This is a genomic window from Streptomyces sp. NPDC093568, assembly GCF_044764945.1.
Taxonomy (GTDB): Bacteria; Actinomycetota; Actinomycetes; order Streptomycetales; family Streptomycetaceae; genus Streptomyces.
This window is the reverse complement of the sequence record NZ_JBIWJD010000002.1, coordinates 862,934-879,582: the sequence shown is the minus strand read 5'-3', so window position 1 is coordinate 879,582 and position 16,649 is coordinate 862,934. Positions and strand designations below refer to the sequence as shown.

General features: G+C 68.9%; 14 protein-coding genes. 8 read left to right on the top strand and 6 right to left on the bottom strand.

Annotated elements, in window-relative coordinates:
* Window positions 1–58: 58 nt before the first annotated feature.
* Both ACIRD7_RS13380 and ACIRD7_RS13375 read left to right on the top strand, forming a co-directional pair.
* Window positions 59–1,252: a DUF262 domain-containing protein gene (locus tag ACIRD7_RS13380; protein ID WP_403452915.1), complete on the top strand. Its 1,194-nt coding sequence runs from the start codon at window positions 59–61 to the stop codon at window positions 1,250–1,252.
* Window positions 1,253–2,032, top strand: a complete 780-nt coding sequence (locus tag ACIRD7_RS13375; protein WP_403452914.1) for a hypothetical protein — start codon at window positions 1,253–1,255, stop codon at window positions 2,030–2,032. It begins immediately after the preceding gene.
* Here ACIRD7_RS13375 and ACIRD7_RS13370 read toward each other — a convergent pair.
* The 3 genes from ACIRD7_RS13370 to ACIRD7_RS13360 form a co-directional block, all read right to left on the bottom strand.
* On the bottom strand, window positions 2,029–5,175 hold the full coding sequence (locus tag ACIRD7_RS13370) for a DUF3427 domain-containing protein (protein WP_403452913.1): 3,147 nt from the start codon (window positions 5,173–5,175) through the stop codon (window positions 2,029–2,031). The genes ACIRD7_RS13375 and ACIRD7_RS13370 overlap by 4 nt on opposite strands.
* A gap of 360 nt (window positions 5,176–5,535) precedes the next feature.
* Entirely contained in the window at window positions 5,536–6,558 is a 1,023-nt protein-coding gene (locus ACIRD7_RS13365; protein ID WP_403452912.1) for an SEC-C domain-containing protein, read from the bottom strand.
* Between the two features lie 117 nt (window positions 6,559–6,675).
* Window positions 6,676–8,148: a beta-1,6-galactanase gene (locus ACIRD7_RS13360; protein WP_403452911.1), complete on the bottom strand. Its 1,473-nt coding sequence runs from the start codon at window positions 8,146–8,148 to the stop codon at window positions 6,676–6,678.
* Window positions 8,149–8,372: 224 nt separating this feature from the next.
* Here ACIRD7_RS13360 and ACIRD7_RS13355 point away from each other — a divergent pair, with 224 nt between their 5' ends.
* On the top strand, window positions 8,373–9,152 hold the full coding sequence (locus ACIRD7_RS13355) for a class E sortase (protein ID WP_403452910.1): 780 nt from the start codon (window positions 8,373–8,375) through the stop codon (window positions 9,150–9,152).
* A gap of 12 nt (window positions 9,153–9,164) precedes the next feature.
* Here the strand turns inward: ACIRD7_RS13355 and ACIRD7_RS13350 are convergent, their stop codons facing one another.
* The gene (locus ACIRD7_RS13350) at window positions 9,165–10,577 is read right to left on the bottom strand and encodes an MFS transporter (RefSeq protein ID WP_403452909.1); all 1,413 of its coding nucleotides are present in this window, start codon (window positions 10,575–10,577) and stop codon (window positions 9,165–9,167) included.
* 69 nt (window positions 10,578–10,646) lie between these two features.
* Here ACIRD7_RS13350 and ACIRD7_RS13345 point away from each other — a divergent pair, with 69 nt between their 5' ends.
* The 4 genes from ACIRD7_RS13345 to ACIRD7_RS13330 all read left to right on the top strand — a co-directional run bounded on the left by ACIRD7_RS13345 (window position 10,647) and on the right by ACIRD7_RS13330 (window position 13,367).
* Window positions 10,647–11,174, top strand: a complete 528-nt coding sequence (locus tag ACIRD7_RS13345; RefSeq protein ID WP_403452908.1) for a winged helix-turn-helix transcriptional regulator — start codon at window positions 10,647–10,649, stop codon at window positions 11,172–11,174.
* A 66-nt stretch (window positions 11,175–11,240) separates the two neighbouring features.
* Entirely contained in the window at window positions 11,241–11,552 is a 312-nt protein-coding gene (locus ACIRD7_RS13340; RefSeq protein ID WP_403452907.1) for a DUF6412 domain-containing protein, read from the top strand.
* 117 nt (window positions 11,553–11,669) lie between these two features.
* Entirely contained in the window at window positions 11,670–12,383 is a 714-nt protein-coding gene (locus ACIRD7_RS13335) for a YidC/Oxa1 family membrane protein insertase (protein ID WP_403452906.1), read from the top strand.
* A gap of 126 nt (window positions 12,384–12,509) precedes the next feature.
* Window positions 12,510–13,367: a fumarylacetoacetate hydrolase family protein gene (locus ACIRD7_RS13330; RefSeq protein WP_403452905.1), complete on the top strand. Its 858-nt coding sequence runs from the start codon at window positions 12,510–12,512 to the stop codon at window positions 13,365–13,367.
* 283 nt (window positions 13,368–13,650) lie between these two features.
* On the opposite strand, the gene ACIRD7_RS13325 is transcribed toward ACIRD7_RS13330, so the two are convergent.
* Complete coding sequence (locus ACIRD7_RS13325; protein WP_403452904.1) at window positions 13,651–14,166, bottom strand: heme-degrading domain-containing protein; 516 nt, start codon at window positions 14,164–14,166, stop codon at window positions 13,651–13,653.
* Window positions 14,163–15,236: a Gfo/Idh/MocA family oxidoreductase gene (locus ACIRD7_RS13320; protein WP_403452903.1), complete on the bottom strand. Its 1,074-nt coding sequence runs from the start codon at window positions 15,234–15,236 to the stop codon at window positions 14,163–14,165. Before ACIRD7_RS13320 ends, ACIRD7_RS13325 begins: the two co-directional genes overlap by 4 nt.
* A gap of 47 nt (window positions 15,237–15,283) precedes the next feature.
* On the opposite strand from ACIRD7_RS13320, the gene ACIRD7_RS13315 reads away from it, so the two are divergent.
* Window positions 15,284–16,528: an ROK family protein gene (locus tag ACIRD7_RS13315; RefSeq protein ID WP_403452902.1), complete on the top strand. Its 1,245-nt coding sequence runs from the start codon at window positions 15,284–15,286 to the stop codon at window positions 16,526–16,528.
* Window positions 16,529–16,649 lie beyond the last annotated feature (121 nt).

The window sequence follows — 16,649 nt, the reverse complement described above, 5'->3', positions numbered from 1 at the left end:
CTCGTTGTTCCTGTCGTTCAGTGACAGCGGCAAACCTGTGGCATATACACTTCGCGGCATGACTGACTTGGACGATTACGTCGATGAGTCCGGTGAGGACGAGCAGGACCTCACGGCTTGGGACGATGACGAGGCCGCCACCACGACAGTCGACTGGACAGTCGAGACCGTCGTGAGTCAGATGCGCAAGGGGCGCATCGATCTCAACCCGAGCTTTCAGCGCCGAGACGCGTGGACCAAGGTCGCCAAGTCCAGGTATATAGAGTCATTGGTTCAGCGCTACCCGGTACCGCAGATCGTTCTGGCCGAGGATCAGAATACGCCGGGTCGATACATGGTTATCGATGGTAAGCAGCGTCTTCTCGCGATTCGGCAATTCTGTGCGGACCCGGCTGACCCGCGAGATGTTGAGTGGCTTCCCGAGCGCTTGAAGCTCTTTGGTCTGACGGAAACCAAGAAGCTCAACGGCATAACGTATGACGAGATGCAGGACAACTACCCGGTTGAGGCCGTCAGGTTCGAGAATGCGACGATCCGGGCCGTGTTGCTGCGTAAGTGGCACAGTCAAGATTTCCTGTACACGGTATTTTATCGTCTCAACTCGGGAAGTCTTAAGCTTTCCCCGCAAGAATTGCGGCAGGCGCTCTTCCCTGGCAAGTTCATGGATTTTGTGGATGAACGCTCTGGGGCAAGCCTCGCGCTGCGGTCGCTCTTGAATAAGAGCAAACCAGATCGTCGCATGGTGGACGCAGAGCTTCTTCTGAGGTTCATGGCGTTTCACTTTGGTGTCCAGCCCTACGAAGGGAATCTGAAGAATTTCCTGGACGGGACAGCCAAACAGCTTACGGCATCCTGGGATTCTGACTCAGGGTTGAAGGTTCGCACGGCGGCTGACGCACTGGATGCCGCGATTGACGCAGCCCGCGAGATTTTCGGCGACGACGTGTGCAGGAAGTTTACGCGTGGACGATTTGAGCGGTCCTTCAACAGGGCGATCTTTGACGTCCAGATCCACTTCTTGATCGATCCTGAGCTGAGGCGCTGGCAAGTCGATCACGCGGAGGACGTGAAGGCGCAGTTCCAGCTTCTCTGTGAAGAGGATCGCGACTTTGTGGATGCCGTCAGTAGTACAACGAAGACGCCCCTCGCAGTTAAGACGCGTTTTAGTGCGTGGGGTCAGCAGATTCAGGATATTTCTGGAATCCGGGCCGAGTTGCCGGGTAGCGTAATCGCGCTGGCAGAGGTGTCCTAGGTGACTGAGTGGGAAGCTGTTTCCTCGCTTGAGTCGAACGTCAACGCGGTGGCTCGGGAACTTCGTATGCTCACCGGCGATGGCGTAATCGCGCCTGACCCGGATGACATGACGGACGAGTACTTTGATGATGTCCGTGTTCGAGTGAGGGCCTTCCTGATTCTCTGCAGCTCCGAACTGGAGGAGTTTGTAGAGACCCAGTGTTTGGAGTATCTGGCTCGCTGGGCGCAGGAAGACGATAAGGCCATGCAACATCATTGTCTCCACGCCCTCACCATTCATTTCCGACGGAATATCGGAAACTTGCTCGAGGGGCAGGGCTATTTCGTCGACTTCTATGCCTCTCCGGCTCAGGTGAAGAAGATGAAACCGAGCGGCGGGAAGGTGAAGAGGGTTGATTCCGGCGAAGTGCCCATACTGAACAGGAAGACCCTAATTGGCCGGGTGAGTAACTGGTATCGAGATGAGGTTGTCGGTGCCAGTCATGGGATATCCGACAAGGACTTGTGTCGCCTTCTCGAGCCCCTCGGGTTCAGTAAAAATTTGGTGCGAGAAGAGTGTGCAAGCCTGATTGCGGCCCTTCGAACCCTGGCAGCGGGGCGAGGCGAGGCGGCACATCGATCGACAACCGCTGGGAAGTACCCCTACGAGAGCCTCCCTAGCCCGCTCTTCCAGCAGATGTCGGTTGGCGACGCCTGGAAGAGGTGGATCGCTGTCAAGGATTCCCTATCTGAGTTGCGAGACCTTCTCGACCGTTCTCCGGCGATGGCAGTTGATTAGCCCGCGGTGATCGTCGCATACGTCCATACATCGGCCGGCAGTTCATGCTCCAGCTGCCATGTGATCCCCATCGGCTTGCTCCCCGTGTGCTTCTGGTAGGTCGCGGGCCCCAGAAGCATCCACGGTTGAGGCTTGCCGATGTCGGTGTTCTTGTAGCGGCGCATGAACAGCAGGACGTGGCTGCCTTGTTGTGTGTGGCGCTGGTAGCGCAGACCCGTGGGCGAGTTCTCGGCGATCGCGTTCTGGGACTCCCAGTGGAAGAGCGTGGGGCTCAGGGCGTAGTCCTTGTAGCGGACGGTGGGGGAGAAGTCCTTCTCGTTCTTCTCCAGGGTGACGAGAAGGGCATCGGTCTGGATCTCCTCGACCCATTGGACGCCCTGGGCGAAGGATCGGGGCATCTGACCACCGAAACGGGCTACGCCGAGAGCGGCCAGGATCTCGGAGCGGTTGTACGAGCTGTGCACCGTCAGGGGGATGTGGCGGTGGCGGTCCGGCAGGGGAATGGGGAAGTGGTCCGCCTGTTCCATGACGTGTGACAGGACTTGGCGGAGTTCGTCGCGGAACACAGGTTGATCGCGTAGCGACTCGAGGCCCTGCTGGTAACTCGTGAAGCCGCCGGCGTTGTCCCACAGATTGAAGAAGAGCATGCGGGCGTAGGCCTGGTCGGTTAGGCCCAGAGCTTCGTAAGAGGGGGCGTCCTCGGCGAGGAGGCGTAGGTATGCCTCGGCCCGGTCTGGGTCGTCAACGTGGAGGAAGGCGTGGACGCGCTTCAAGAGAGCAGGTTCTTCCGTTGGCGCGAGGTCCTTGACGACGCTTGCTCGCCGAAGCACAGTCGTCCACGAGTTGTCGCTCTTGTACAGCTCCTTGATCTCACGCTGGCTCTCGCGGAGATAGTCAGCCAGCCGGCCCGTGCCGTACGTCTTCACCTCGTTGACCAGCGTCCTCACTGTGGCTCCGAGTTGGGTACGGATGTTGTCGAGTACGAGCTTCTTGGACTTGCCTTCCAGGATGATCTGAGATCCGGAAGGGAGCTGTGGGAAATCGTGCTCGATGTGATCGACGAGTCGGTTGCGGGAGAGGTTTGTCAGGGCTCGGAACTGCTCCTCGAATCGGAACTCCGCCCTGTGTTGGCCGATGAAGTCGAGGACGGTGAGTACCGGCTTCGTCTCCGTGCGGCGTAGCCCGCGGCCGAGCTGCTGGAGAAAGATCGTGGCGCTGTTGGTAGGGCGCAGGAGCAACAGCGTGTCGACGTCAGGGATGTCGAGTCCCTCGTTGAACAGGTCGACGGAGAAGATGACTTGAAGCTTACCGTCGCGCAGGTCAGCGAGTGCCTGGGTGCGTACGTCGGACGGCGAGTCGCTGTCCAGCGCCACGGCTTGGAAACCAGCCTCCCGGAAGAAGTCGGCCATGAAGTGCGCGTGGGACTTGGTCACGCAAAAGCCCAGAGCACGCATGGCCCCCGGGTTAGACACCTTGTCCCGGATCTGCTTGACCACGATGCGGGCGCGGGCGTGGTTGCCGGTGTAGAGGTTCCCGAGATCGTTGCCGGCGTAGGTTCCCTTGCTCCACCCGAGGTTCGTCAGATCTGTGCCGTCTGGGATTCCGAAGTAGTGAAAGGGGCAAAGGAGGTCGTTCTCCAGGGCTTCCCACAGGCGCATCTCCGCAGCGATGCGACCGTCGAAGAACTCGTCCTGCACATTGAGCCCGTCCATCCGCTCAGGGGTGGCAGTGAGTCCCAGCAACTGCTTCGGCTCGAAGTGGTCGATGACTCGTCGGTACGTGGCAGCGGTGGCGTGATGGAACTCGTCGATGACGATGACATCGAAGTGGTCAGGAGCGAGCTGCTCTAGGCGCCGGACGTTGAGGGACTGGACGCTCGCGAATACGTGGTCCCAACTCTGTGGCTCTTGCCCGCCGTGGAGCAGTTCTCCGAAGGAGGCGTCATCGAGGACTTCCTGGTACATGCGCAAGGACTGCTTGAGAATCTCCTTGCGGTGGGCCACGAACAGCAATCTCGGCTGCCTGGCGTCCAGGGCCTTGGACAGGTTGCGATAGTCCAATGCCGCCATCACGGTCTTACCGGTGCCGGTGGCTGCCACGAGCAGGTTGCGGTTCCGCCCTCGAATCTCTCGCTCGACACGGAGGCGTTCGAGCATGTCCCGTTGGTGCGGGAAGGGACGTACCTCCAAGCCTGAGAGATTGATTTTCAGGTCGGTTGTGGACGCTGTGCCGCTTGCCTGAGCCAGGGCCTGATCGAGGCGGTCGCCGTGACTGTCAGGGTCGTACGGCTCGAAGGCGATGTCGTTCCAGTACGCATCGAAGGTCGCCTCGAACTTCTTGAGGACCGCAGGCGTGGCGACCGACGCCAGCCGTACGTTCCACTCCAGGCCATCGAGGAGAGCGGCCTTCGACAGGTTGGAGCTGCCCACATAGGCGGTGTCGAAGCCGCTCTTCCGGCGAAACAGCCACGCCTTAGCGTGCAGACGCGTAGAGCGGGTCTCGTAGTTGACCTTGACCTCGGCGCCGAAATCGCGGACCAGCCGGTCTAGGGCATGGCGATCAGTGGCACCGATGTAGGTCGTCGTGATGACTCGGATCGGTACGCCCCGCTCCTTCGCGGCGCGCAGGGAGTCCTCCAGGACTCGAATTCCGTACCACTTCACGAAGGCACAGAGAAGATCGATGCGGTCTGCCGTGGCCAGCTCGGCTCTCAACTCCGCGCCCAGGCTGGGGTCTTCCGGGGAGTTTGTGATCAGCGAGGTTTCGGAGAGAGGCGTGAGGGGGCGGATCGCGTAGACGCCGGGTTCTTCCTGCTCGGCGAGGGCGAGCAACTGGCGAGGCCCCTCGGCGATGGTGCTGCCGATGGCGTCCAGATCCGGATCGGGCGCGTGAGAGGCCAGCGACTCCATGATCTGGTTAGCGACAGCCACCTGCTGCACTTGCGGCAGCTGAGCCAACCGGCGCCCGATGGCCTCGCCGAGGTGTCGGGCGAGCACATTCGGTGTCGACTCTTCGCTGACCTCCGCGTCGATGGCCTTCCAACCCGCGGCTTCGAGTTTGGTCAGCTGAGCTCGAAGGTCCTGCGTGACTAGCTTTTCGTAGACGCCTGGATGCTTCAGGTCCCCCGCCTCAGACACGCCCACTCCTCGGATCCCCGGTGCCCATGTGGATCAGTTCTAACAGGAGAGGGTGCTGGGCGTCCCGCTTCTATGTGAGTGCTGTTAGGCCGCCCGCTTCCTCGGCAGTGTCGTGCCTCCGCGAGCCGCGTCAAGGGCGCTTCACTCCGCTGCGCTGCGTTCCGCGTCGGCTGCGCCGATGGCCCTGCGGGCCACCCTTGACCCGGCTCGCTCCAGCACGGGGGAGAAGCGAGCGGGCGGCCCGGAGGGATGGGTGGCCCAGGTTGGGACGGGGCAGGTCGGCTGGGGGGTGGGGCGGGGTTGCGGCGCGTTCGGGTGTCGGGGCACGCCGGGTGGGCTTGGCGGGTAGCCCTCGGTGGGGGGGCGTCAGGCCTGCGTCTGTGCTCCGTGGCACTCGCCATACGCCGTCCCCGACCCGCACCAACAAGCCGCCCCCCGCTGCGGCGGCCAAGCCACCGCCCGCCCCCGGGCCGCCAGCGTTGTCGCGTACTGCGGGAGCAGGGTCGTGTCCTCGGGGGACGAGAGTTCCGAGGCTGCGAAGGCCTCGTAGGACGGGACCGTGCCGGTCACGATGCCCAGGTTCGGGGTGCCGGAGGCGGACAGTTCCCTCAGGGCCGCCTCTATCGTCGTCAGGTGGTCCTCGTGGGAGGGGTACTCCGTGGTGAGGGACGGGTACGCCGTGATCAGTTCCGTCAGCTCGGGGGCCGGCCAGTGCAGGACCGCCACCGGGAACGGGCGGGAGAGGGCCTCCCTGTACGCGCCCAGTTCCGCGCGGAGGCGGGAGATCTCCGCCTCCAGTTCCGCCGGGTTGTCCGAGCCCAGGGACCACACGCGCTTGGGGTCGTGGAGTTCGTCCAGGGAGACCGGCATCGAGTGCAGGGTGTCCGCCAGGGTGTCCCACTCGTCGTGGGACAGGCCCAGCATGCGGCGGACGCGGTGGCGGCCGAAGAGTAGGGGGTGCGTGGAGTACGGGGGCTCCGCCACGTCGGTCAGGAGGAGGCGGGCGCCCTCCGTGAAGGTCTCCTGCGCCTGTTCCAGCTCGTCGTGGGACTCCAGCGACTCCGCGATGATCACCCAGGGGGCCGGGTCCCGGGGGGACGCCGCCCGGACGCCGTCGATGATCGCGCGGGCCTCTGCCTCATGGCCGTACTCCCACAGGTTCGAGGCCTTCAGGGCCCGGATCAGGTGGGGGTCCTCCAGGGGCGTCGACGCCGCCAGCAGGCGGTCGTAGAGCGTCGTCGCGGCGGGGCGGTCGCCGGACAGTTCCAGGTGGGCCGCGGCCCGCAGGAGCAGGGCCTCGGCGTCCTCGGGATAGAGGCCGGCGGTTCGCTCCAGGCGTGCCGCTTCGGCGGTGTGGTCGACGTTTTCGGCAGGCGTGTCGGGGCGCATGGGGGACACCGTACTGCCCGTGGATGACACAGCGGAGGGGAGAGGCGGGAAGAGGGGCTAGATATTGCCTGGTCGAAGCGGGCGACGAGGGAGTCGGCCGACGAGGACGTGCACGGCTCAGATCGTCACCCCGTCGATCTGCAGCGTCTGTACCGACCGCGCCGCGAACGGTACCGCCACCGCCTTCCCGCTCAGCGTCGTGTTCGAGTACGCCCGGTACTGGTCCCCTCCCGTCGTCACGGTGTTCCAGCGCGGGACCGCGCCGCCCGAGCCGCCGGTGACCGTCGTGAAGCGGGACAGGTCGAAGGTGAGGGTCTGGGCGGACGTGGAGGTGTTCACGGCGACTATCACCAGGCGGCGGGCCGACGTGTCGTAGGCGGCGGCCGCGTAGCTCACGCCCGTGTCGAGGATCCTCATCCCCGGGCGGATGTGGCGGCTGAACTGGGCCATCACGTAGTACTTGGTCTGGACGGTGGTCGGCTGCAGCGTGTTCGCGTCGTACGCGATCATCGCCCAGCCCGTCGTCGGGTCCATGACCTGCCAGTAGCACCAGGCCGTCGGGTGCAGCCAGCGGAAGTCGTAGCAGAGGTTCGAGGCCATGGTGAGGCCCGTGCCGTCGCCGTCGCCCGTCTCCGAGTTCCACAGTTTCTTGCCGGACGTCGTCACCACGTCCGTGTAGAGGAGGTCCCTGCGGCCGCCCGAGCCCTGGTAGCCGTGCACGTTCACCTGGCTGACCAGGGCCTTCGTGGCGGAGTTGAAGGAGGACCACGTCGAGCGGGCCGTGTCGTAGTTCGTTTCGTCCGAGGCCGAGATGCGTACGCCCGTCAGGCCGCGCTTGTCCAACTCGCTGCGCATGTACGGGAGTACGGCCGCCTGGACCGCCGGGTCCAGGTGGCAGCCCTCCTGGGTGCCGGTGGCGGTCCACCAGGTGGAGGCGGGCTCGTTGAAGGGGTCGACCGTCGCGAAGTTCACGCCCCAGTTCGACTTCGCGTACAACGCCGTTGCCGCCAGATGTGACGCGTGCTGGCGGTAGTTCCAGGTCTGGAGGTTGTTGCCGCCGTCCGCGGCTCCGGACGGGTTGTGGTTGTAACACATCCACCACATGGGGGAGTTGGCGAAGAGTTCCGTGGTCGCGCCGCGTGCCGTCGCCTTCCGCAGCATCGCGCGCTGGGTCGCGTCCGCCGTCCAGTCCCAGGCCGAGGACGTGGGGTCCTCGTTGTTCCAGTCCTGCCAGAAGCCCTCGATCTGCTTGAAGCCGGGGATGTTCGCCGACTCGGCCATCGTCTCGCCGCCGACGCTGTTCCAGCTGCACGCGCCGAGGTTGTAGCGGGCGATGTTGAGGCCGAGGCCGGGCAGTGTCGCGCCGTTGTAGGTCACCGACTTCGTGGTGAAGAAGAGGTCGGCGAAGTCGTCCCGGGCGCCGAAGACGTTGGCCCACCAGGCCAGCGAGGTGCCCCAGCCCTCCCAGGTGCCGTACGACGTTCCGGGGTTGACGGTGATGGTCGCGTCCGCGTGCGCGGTGCCCGTGGCCGCGGCGCTGCCGAGGAGTGCGCCGCCTGTCGCCGCCAGCAGAGTTCTGCGTCGGATCATGACTTCTCCGCTTCGTCCAACGCCGGTCGTCGTCGAACCGGCGTCGAGGCCTGTCCCGTTCGTGCCGTCACGAAGCATCGGGTGTGGCGTGTGGGGTTGTCGAGGGTTCTGACGGCCCTTTCTCAAACCTGTGGAGGAAGTGCGCGGGGAGTCGGACGCGCACGGGTCTGGAGACCTCGCGCCCCGGCCCCTATCGTGCGGGCCCCGGCGAAGGAGGCTCACGGATGGTGCGGGTCCGCGTCGTGCAGCACAGCGGGCTCCGGCGGCGTGCCCTGCGGCGGCGGGTGTTGTGGGGCGGCGGGGAGGTGCTCGTCACCGTCGGGGCGGTGCTTCTGCTGCTGGTCGTCCATCAGCTGTGGTGGACCAACCGGGAGGCCAGGGAAGAGGCCCGGCGGGAGGTCCGGGCGCTCGAGCGGGCCTGGGACGGCGGTGGTTCCCGTAGTGCGTCCCTTCCGGCGGAGGCGGAAGGGACGGCCGCGCCCCCGGCCGCCGCCGAGCCCGAGCCGTCCGCGGGCACCCGGCGCCGGCCGGCCGCCGCGCCCGTACCCGACTGGTCCCGGGCCTACGCCATCCTCACCGTCCCCCGGCTGAACCTCCGCGTCCCCGTCGCCGAGGGCGTCGGCAGGAGCGGCGTCCTCGACAAGGGGTACGCCGGCCACTACCCCGGCACCCAGCAGCCGGGCCAGGCGGGCAACTTCGCGCTCGCCGGGCACCGCAACACCCACGGCGAGCCCTTCCGGTACATCAACCGGCTGGCGCGCGGCGACACCGTCCGGGTCGAGACGCGCGGCGCGACGTACACGTACGCCGTGGACCGGACGCTGCCGCAGACCGCCGCCCACGACAGCGGGGTCATCCGGCCGGTCCCGCGGTCCACCGTCGAGCCGGGCGCCGGATACGAGGAACCCGGGTATTACCTGACGCTCACCACCTGCACCCCGGAGTACAGCTCGAAGTACCGGCTGGTGGTGTGGGGCAAGCTCGTGTCGATGCGGCCGCGCTGAGGCGGCGGTGTCTCAGGCCGCGCGCTCCCGCAGCGCCACCACGCTCACCGCGGCCACCAGCGCCAGGCCCGCCGAGACCACCATGGCGATGTCCGCGCCCCGGGCGAGTCCGCCCCCGGAGGACGTGGCCAGGGCGATGGTCAGGGCGACGCCGGCGCAGGAGCCGATGTAGCGGAAGGTCTGCTGGGCGCCCGAGCCCATCGCGGCGCGCTGCGGCGGTACCGATTCCACCGAGAGCAGCGGCAGCGCGGCGTTGAGCAGGCCGCCGCCGACGCCGGCCACCATCAGGCCGGGCAGCAGCCGGAGCCAGGAACCCGAGTCGAGCGCGCCCAGCATCGCCAGGGCGCCGCCCGCGTGCAGGACGAAACCGAGGGCGAGCTGGATACGCGGCGGCACCCGGCCGGCGAGCCTGCGGGCCTGGAGGGCCACCGCGAAGGACACGCCGGACCAGAGCAGGAACAGCCACGCCGTCTCCATCGCGGACAGGCCGAGGGTCTGCTGGAGCAGGGCCGGCAGGAAGCTGAACAGGCCGATCACGGCGAGGCCGGTGAACAGGCCGCCGGCCGAGGACGCGAGGAAGCGTGGGCGGCGGAGCAGGGACAGGTCGATCATCGGGGTCGTGGTGCGGCGTTCCACCGCGACGAAGAGAGTCAGCAGGGCCACGGCCGCGAGGAGCAGCAGGCCCACGGGGGCCCGCAGCCAGCCGTCCCGGCCCAGGGTCAGGGCCGCCACCAGGGAGACCAGGGCCAGTCCGAAGGTCAGTGCCCCGGCCAGGTCGGGGCGGCCGCCGCGCGGGGCGCGGGACTCCGACAGCGCGCGCGTGGACAGGGCCGCCACGGTCAGCGCGGCGGCGCCGAGGACGGCGTAGGAGATCCGCCAGTTCGCGAGCGCGCCGGCGAGGACCGGGCCCAGGGCGATGCCGCCGCTGACGAAGGCGCCCCAGACGCCGGTCGCGTGCAGCCGGCCGCGTGGGTCGGGGAAGGCGTGGACGAGCAGGCCGAGGCTGCTGGCGAGGATCGCCGCGCTCGCCGCGCCCTGGGCGATGCGGGTGAGAGTGAAGAGCCAGGTGGTGGTCGTCAGGGCGCCGAGCGCCGTGGTGATGCCCAGGGCGAAGGTGCCGGCGACGAAGATCCGGCGGCGGCCGTAGTCGTCGGCGAGGCTGCCGGCCACCAGCAGGAGGGCGGCGAGGCCGAGCGGGGTGCCGTTGAGGAGCCAGGCCTGGGTGGAGAGCGGGGTGTGCAGGGACGCGGCGGTCTGGGGCAGCGTGGCGATCGGCGCCGTGTACGTCATCAGGGCCACGACGGTGGCGGCGCTGGTGAGGGCGAGGGTGGCGCGGCGGCGTGCGGGCGGCTGCTCGTCGGGGGCGGTGCGGGGAGTGGCCCGAGGGGTGGCCCCGACGAGAGTTCGGTCATTGAACCTTGGCATGCGTTCCACCGTAGCATCATGAGTTCATTCACTGAACCTTAAAGGTGGAAAAGGGTTACAGTGGACCGCATGGCATTGGGCAAGGACTACGCGACACAGCAGTGCTCGATCGCCCGGGCGCTCGAGATCGTCGGCGAACGCTGGACACTGCTGGTCATCCGCGACGCCCTCTACGGCGTCCGGCGCTACAACGACTTCCTCGTCCACCTCGGCATCCCGCGCGCCGTCCTCGCCGCCCGCCTCCAGACGCTCACCGCGGAGGGGATCCTCGAAAAGCGGCGGTACCAGGAGTCGCCCCCGCGCGACGAGTACGTCCTCACCGAGCGCGGCATCGCCCTGTGGCCGACCCTGCGCTCGCTCGGCCTGTGGGGGCGCGAGCACTTCGGGGAGGCCCGGCTGCGCTACTTCCGGCACGCGGACTGCGGTACGGAACTCGGGCCGTACGGCGAGTGCCCCGCCTGCGCAACCGTCGTACCGGTCGAGGACGTCCTTACAGAGCCGGGCCCCGGGCTCGATCCGGACCCGGCGGATCCGGTCAGCCGGGCACTGCTCAAGCCCAAGCGGCTGCTGAGCCCCATCGAGGCCGAGCCGGCGTGACGGATCCTGTATAACGAACGTCAGGACGAACGGCGTACGCCGTGCGCGCGAGGGGAGGGACCGCCGATGATCCGCAGCTGGCTAAATCCGCGGCCCGCCGCCGCGCTCGTGCTGCTCGTCCTGGAGATCGCGCTCCTCGACACCGGCAGCCTCTCCGCGACCGTCGCGCTCGCGGCGACCGCCGCCGCCGGTTCCGCTTTCGCCGCCTGCTCCCTCCTGGCCTCGCGCGCCGCGCCCGCCGTGGCACCCACACGCGTGCGGACGGCCATCCGCGACCGGGCCCGCCGTACGGCCTTCCTGTCCCAGCGCGACCCCGACGCCTCGGGCCGGCCACGGCCCAGGGCACCCGGGCACGCCCTCCCGGCGACCGCCGCGTAGGGCACGCACTCCAGACCGTTCATCCCTGATGTGTGACCCCGCGCGGGTCGTCATGCCGCCATGCCGTTTCCCGGCATCTCTCCATCCGGCACGACGAGACCCCCGGAGGGCTCACCCATGTCCGTATTCGCCGACCTTGTTCAGCGGCTGGCCGATCTGCTCACCCCGCTGTTCGGCGCCGGTGCGGCCGCCGCCGCGATCATCCTGTTCACCGCGCTCGTACGGCTGCTCGTGCACCCCCTGTCCCGGGCCGCCGCGCGCGGGCAGAAAGCGCGCGCCGAGCTCCAGCCGAAGATCGCCGAGCTGAGGAAGAAGCACGGCAAGAACCCCGAGCGGCTCCAGCAGGCGGTGCTGGAGCTGCACGCCAAGGAGAAGGTGTCGCCGCTGGCCGGCTGCCTGCCCGGCCTGTTCCAGCTGCCCGCCTTCTTCGTGCTCTACCACCTGTTCTCGAACACGACGATCGGCGGCCGGGCGAACGAGCTGCTGACGCACCAGCTGTTCGCCGCGCCCCTGGGGGACCGGTGGGCCGACGCGCTCGGCCAGGGCGGGGCGCTCGGAGGCGCGGGGCTCGTCTACGCCGCGCTGTTCGTGATCGTCGCCGCGGTCGCCGCGTTCAACTTCCGCCGTACGAAGCGGATGATGGCCGAGAATCCGGCGGTGCCGGTGTCCGGCGGCGAGCCGGTGCCGGGGATGGGGGCCATGACCAAGGTCATGCCGTTCATGTCCTTCTTCACGCTGATCACCGTGGCGGTCGTACCGCTGGCCGCCGCGCTGTACGTGGTGACCAGCACGACGTGGAGCGCGGTGGAGCGGGCCGTGCTCTACCGCTGACGCCCGAGCCTACGGTCCAGTACGTGAACCGGGTATTGCGGAGTGGCCGTCGACCTTGGAGGATCGACCAGTCCTCCGATGGCTGCACCCGTCGGCGGGCGCCCGCGATCGAGGGAGATTGTGATCATGAAGCTGCTGCGAGTCGGTACGGCGGGAGCGGAGACGCCCGCCCTGCTCGACGCCGAGGGGGTTCTGCGGGACCTCTCCGGGGTTGTCCCGGACATCGACGGAGCGCTGCTCGCCGACGATGCGGCGCTGGGGCGGGTCCGGGCGGCCGCGCAGGCCGGTGAACTGCCCGTGCTGGACGCCGCCGGGCTGCGGATCGGACCGCCGGTGGCCCGCATCGGCAAGGTCGTGTGCATCGGGCTGAACTACCACGACCACGCCCGCGAGACCGGGGCCGAGCCGCCCCCCGAGCCGGTCGTCTTCTTCAAGGCGGCGGACACGGTCGTCGGCCCGAACGACACCGTGCTCGTCCCGAGGCGGTCGGCCAAGACCGACTGGGAGGTCGAGCTCGCGGTCGTCATCGGTCGTACGGCCCGCTATGTGGAGTCCGCCGAGGAGGCGCTCTCGCACGTCGCCGGGTACGCGGTCGCGCACGACGTGTCCGAGCGGGAGTTCCAGCTCGAGCGCGGCGGGACCTGGGACAAGGGCAAGAACTGCGAGACGTTCAACCCGCTGGGGCCGTGGCTGGTGACCGCGGACGACGTGCCGGACCCCCAGAAGCTGTCGCTCAGGCTGTGGGTCAACGGTGAGCTGAAGCAGGACGGGACGACGGGCGAGCAGATCTTCCCGGTGGGGGAGGTCGTGCGGTACGTCAGCCAGTTCATGACGCTGTACCCCGGTGATGTCATCAACACGGGGACCCCGGCGGGGGTCGCCATGGGGCGGCCCGAGCCGAAGCCCTATCTGCGGGCCGGAGACGTGGTCGAGCTGGAGATCGAGGGGCTCGGCCGGCAGCGGCAGGAGTTCAAGGACGCGTAGGCGCTCCGCTGGGAGAGCGGAGGAACCGCGCGTTGTTCGTCGGCCGCGGGTGGACCGTGGCCGGTCGCGCAGTTCCCCGCGCCCCTCAAGAGCAGGGCGTTGCCGTTACCGCTTGCTCAGGCACTCCGTCAGCAGCTTCGTCGAGCTGGAGATCGAGGGGCTCGGCCGGCAGCGGCAGGAGTTCAAGGACGCGTAGGCGCTCCGCTGGGAGGGGCGGGGGTCTGCGGGTGGTTCGTGGCCGGTCGCGCAGTTCCCCGCGCCCCTTGAAAGCGGGGCGTTGCCGTTACCGCTTCCCCAGGAACTCCTCCAGTGCCTCCATCACCATCCGGTGGTCGTCGAGCTGCGGCAGCCCGCTCACCGTCACCGAGCCGATCACGCCCACGCCCTCGACGTTGATCGGGACCGAGCCGCCGTGGGCCGCGTAGGTGTCGGGGTCCAGGCGGGAGGAGTCCTCGAACGTCGTGCCCTTGGCGCGGAAGCGGGCGCCGACGATGTAGGACGAGGTGCCGTAGCGCTCGACGACCCGGCGCTTGCGGGCGATCCAGGCGTCGTTGTCCGGGGTGGAGCCGGGCAGGGCGGCGTGGAAGAGCTGCTGGCCGGCCCGGTGGATGTCGATGGCGACCGGGGCCTGGCGCTCGCGGGCCATCTCCACCAGCAGGGAGCCCAGCGCCCAGGCGTCGTCGAAGCTGAACCCGCGGAAGACCAGCCGCCGTTCCTGGGCCTCCAGCTCCTCCAGCGGCGGGGTGATCTCCGGGTGGAACTTCGGCGTGATCTCGGGGTTGTGCGTCTTGTGGGTCACAGCGTCACCGTCACTTCGTCGCGGGCCGAGCGGCGAGCCGCCTCCAGTACGTCGAGGGCGGCCGCCGCTTCCAGGGCGGTCACCGGGTTGGGACCGCCGTCGAGCAGTGCCTCGGCGACGGCCGCGTAGTAGGCCGGGTAGTCGCCGGGGAGGGTGGGTTCGGGTCGGCCGCCGCCCGTCAGGGGGGACTCGCCGGCTCCGACCCGGCCCCACAGCGACTCGGGCTCGACGCCCCAGTCCGTGCCGGCGCCGGGCCGGAGGCCCTCGCGCAGGGCCGCCTCCTGCGGGTCCAGGCCGTACTTGATGTAGCCCGCCTCGGAGCCCAGCACCCGGAAGCGCGGGCCGAGTTGGGCGGTCGTGGCGGAGGCGTACAGATGGGAGCGGACGCCGTTCGCGTGCGTGAGCGCGAGGAAGGTGTCGTCGTCCGTCTCGGCGCCGGCGCGGCGGACGACGGCCTCGGCGTACACCTGGGTGACCGGGCCGAAGAGCACCAGCGCCTGGTCGACGACGTGGCTCCCGAGGTCGTACAGCAGACCTCCGATCTCTGCCGGGTTGCCGGACTCCCGCCAGCCGCCCTTCGTCTGCGGACGCCACCGCTCGAAACGGGACTCGAAGCGCCATACGTCGCCCAGCTCGCCCTCGGCGAGGAGGTGCCGGAGGGTCAGGAAGTCGTTGTCCCACCGGCGGTTCTGGAAGACGGACAGGAGCAGGCCGCGTTCCTCGGCCAGGGCCGCCAGCGCGCGGGCCTCGGCCGCCGTGCCGGCGATCGGCTTGTCGACGACGACCGGCAGGCCCGCCTCGAGGGCGGCGGTCGCGAGCGGCACGTGCGTCTTGTTGGGGGACGCGATGACGACCAGGTCGAGGTCACTGGCGCGGGCGAGCAGCTCGTCGGGCGTGGCGGCGACGCGCACGTCCGGGTGCTCGGCCAGGGCCTGCTTCTGCCGCTCGGGGTTGGACGTGACCACCGTGTCCAGGGCGAGCCCCTCGGTGGTGGCGATCAGCGGGGCGTGGAAGACGGAGCCGGCCAGGCCGTAGCCGACCAGGCCGACGCGGAGGGGAGTAGCGCTCATGGAACCACTTTCGCAACGCTGTTGCCAAAGTGCAAGCGCCGGGGACAATGGGAGGTGTGAACAGGACGAAGAGCCGGGGCGACGGCGAGGCGGGCGGCGCCGCGCGGCGGAGCCGCACATCGTTGCAGCTGGGCGCCTTGCGCAGCCACAACGCCGCGCTCGTGCTCGATCTGCTGCGCACGGCCGGTCCCGAGGGGATCAGCCGGCTCGAACTCGCCGAGCGCACCGGGCTCACCCCACAGGCGGTCAGCAAGATCACCGGCCGGTTGCGGGAGGAGGGGCTCGCGGCGGAGGCGGGGCGGCGGGCGTCGACGGGCGGCAAGCCGCGGACGGTGCTGCGGCTGGTGCCGGAGGCCGGGCACGCGGTGGGGGTCCATCTGGACCGGGACGAGCTGACGGTCGTGCTCTGCGATCTGACCGGTGCGGTGGTTGCGCGGCGGAGTGCCGCGCTGGATCTCGGGGCCGGGGCGGAGACGGTCGTCGAGGGGGCTGTGCGGGAGGTTGGGGAGCTGGTCGGGGAGGGTGGGTGGTCGGGTGCGGGAGGGAGGGGGCTGGTCGCGCCCACGCGGCGGAGCCGCACATGTGACAGCCCCGCGCCCCTAGGGGGTTTCAGCGACCGTCCGCCTCAAGTGCTCGGCGTCGGCGTGGCGCTGCCCGGGCCGCTGGACCACCGCAGCGGTGTGCTGCACCGGGTCACCGGATTCCCGGAGTGGAACGGCTTCCCGCTGCGGGACGTGCTCGCCCGCCGGCTCTCGCTGCCGGTCGTCGTCGACAAGGACACCAACGCCGCCGCGCTGGGACTCGCGGTCGAAGGAGCCGCCGGGGAATCGGCGTCCTTCGCGTATCTGCACTTCGGGGCGGGCCTCGGCGGTGGCCTGGTGATCGGGGGAGTGGTGCACCGGGGCACCCGTACGGGAGCCGGGGAGTTCGGGCACCAGGTCGTCCAGCTGGACGGGCCGCCCTGCGGGTGCGGCAACCGCGGCTGCGTGGAGGCGCTGTGCCTGGCCGCGGTGGCGCGCGGCGACGTGGCTGAGGCGGCGCGCGTGCTCGGCACCGCGGCCGGCAACCTGGTCGCCCTGCTCGACGTCGACCTCGTCCTGCTGGGCGGCCGCACGGTCGCCGCCGCGCCGGAGACCTTCGTACGGGGGGTCGCCGCCGTGCTCGACGAACGCGCCGGGCGCGCGGGCGGGGACGCGGTGCCGGTACGGGTCGCCTCCGACGGGGGGCGGGGCGTGGCCGAGGGCGCGGCGCAGCTGCTGCTGGCGCCGTTGTTCGGGCGGGCCGGGGAGTGAGCCGGGGGCGCGGGTGCTGATCGGGGTGGCCCACGGGATTCCCGTGCGCTGATCGAGCGGTCTTTGCCCGGCGGTAGGGAATGGCTTCACCGCATCCCCGCTCCCACCCGGCATGGTCATG

Excerpts from the sequence above, each read along its gene's own strand:
- ACIRD7_RS13380 (WP_403452915.1), top strand. The coding sequence starts at position 59 with ATGACTGACTTGGACGATTACGTCGATGAGTCCGGTGAGGACGAGCAG.
- ACIRD7_RS13365 (WP_403452912.1), bottom strand. The coding sequence starts at position 6,558 with ATGCGCCCCGACACGCCTGCCGAAAACGTCGACCACACCGCCGAAGCG.
- ACIRD7_RS13360 (WP_403452911.1), bottom strand. The coding sequence starts at position 8,148 with ATGATCCGACGCAGAACTCTGCTGGCGGCGACAGGCGGCGCACTCCTC.
- ACIRD7_RS13355 (WP_403452910.1), top strand. The coding sequence starts at position 8,373 with ATGGTGCGGGTCCGCGTCGTGCAGCACAGCGGGCTCCGGCGGCGTGCC.
- ACIRD7_RS13350 (WP_403452909.1), bottom strand. The coding sequence starts at position 10,577 with ATGCCAAGGTTCAATGACCGAACTCTCGTCGGGGCCACCCCTCGGGCC.
- ACIRD7_RS13345 (WP_403452908.1), top strand. The coding sequence starts at position 10,647 with ATGGCATTGGGCAAGGACTACGCGACACAGCAGTGCTCGATCGCCCGG.
- ACIRD7_RS13340 (WP_403452907.1), top strand. The coding sequence starts at position 11,241 with ATGATCCGCAGCTGGCTAAATCCGCGGCCCGCCGCCGCGCTCGTGCTG.
- ACIRD7_RS13335 (WP_403452906.1), top strand. The coding sequence starts at position 11,670 with ATGTCCGTATTCGCCGACCTTGTTCAGCGGCTGGCCGATCTGCTCACC.
- ACIRD7_RS13330 (WP_403452905.1), top strand. The coding sequence starts at position 12,510 with ATGAAGCTGCTGCGAGTCGGTACGGCGGGAGCGGAGACGCCCGCCCTG.
- ACIRD7_RS13320 (WP_403452903.1), bottom strand. The coding sequence starts at position 15,236 with ATGAGCGCTACTCCCCTCCGCGTCGGCCTGGTCGGCTACGGCCTGGCC.
- ACIRD7_RS13315 (WP_403452902.1), top strand. The coding sequence starts at position 15,284 with ATGGGAGGTGTGAACAGGACGAAGAGCCGGGGCGACGGCGAGGCGGGC.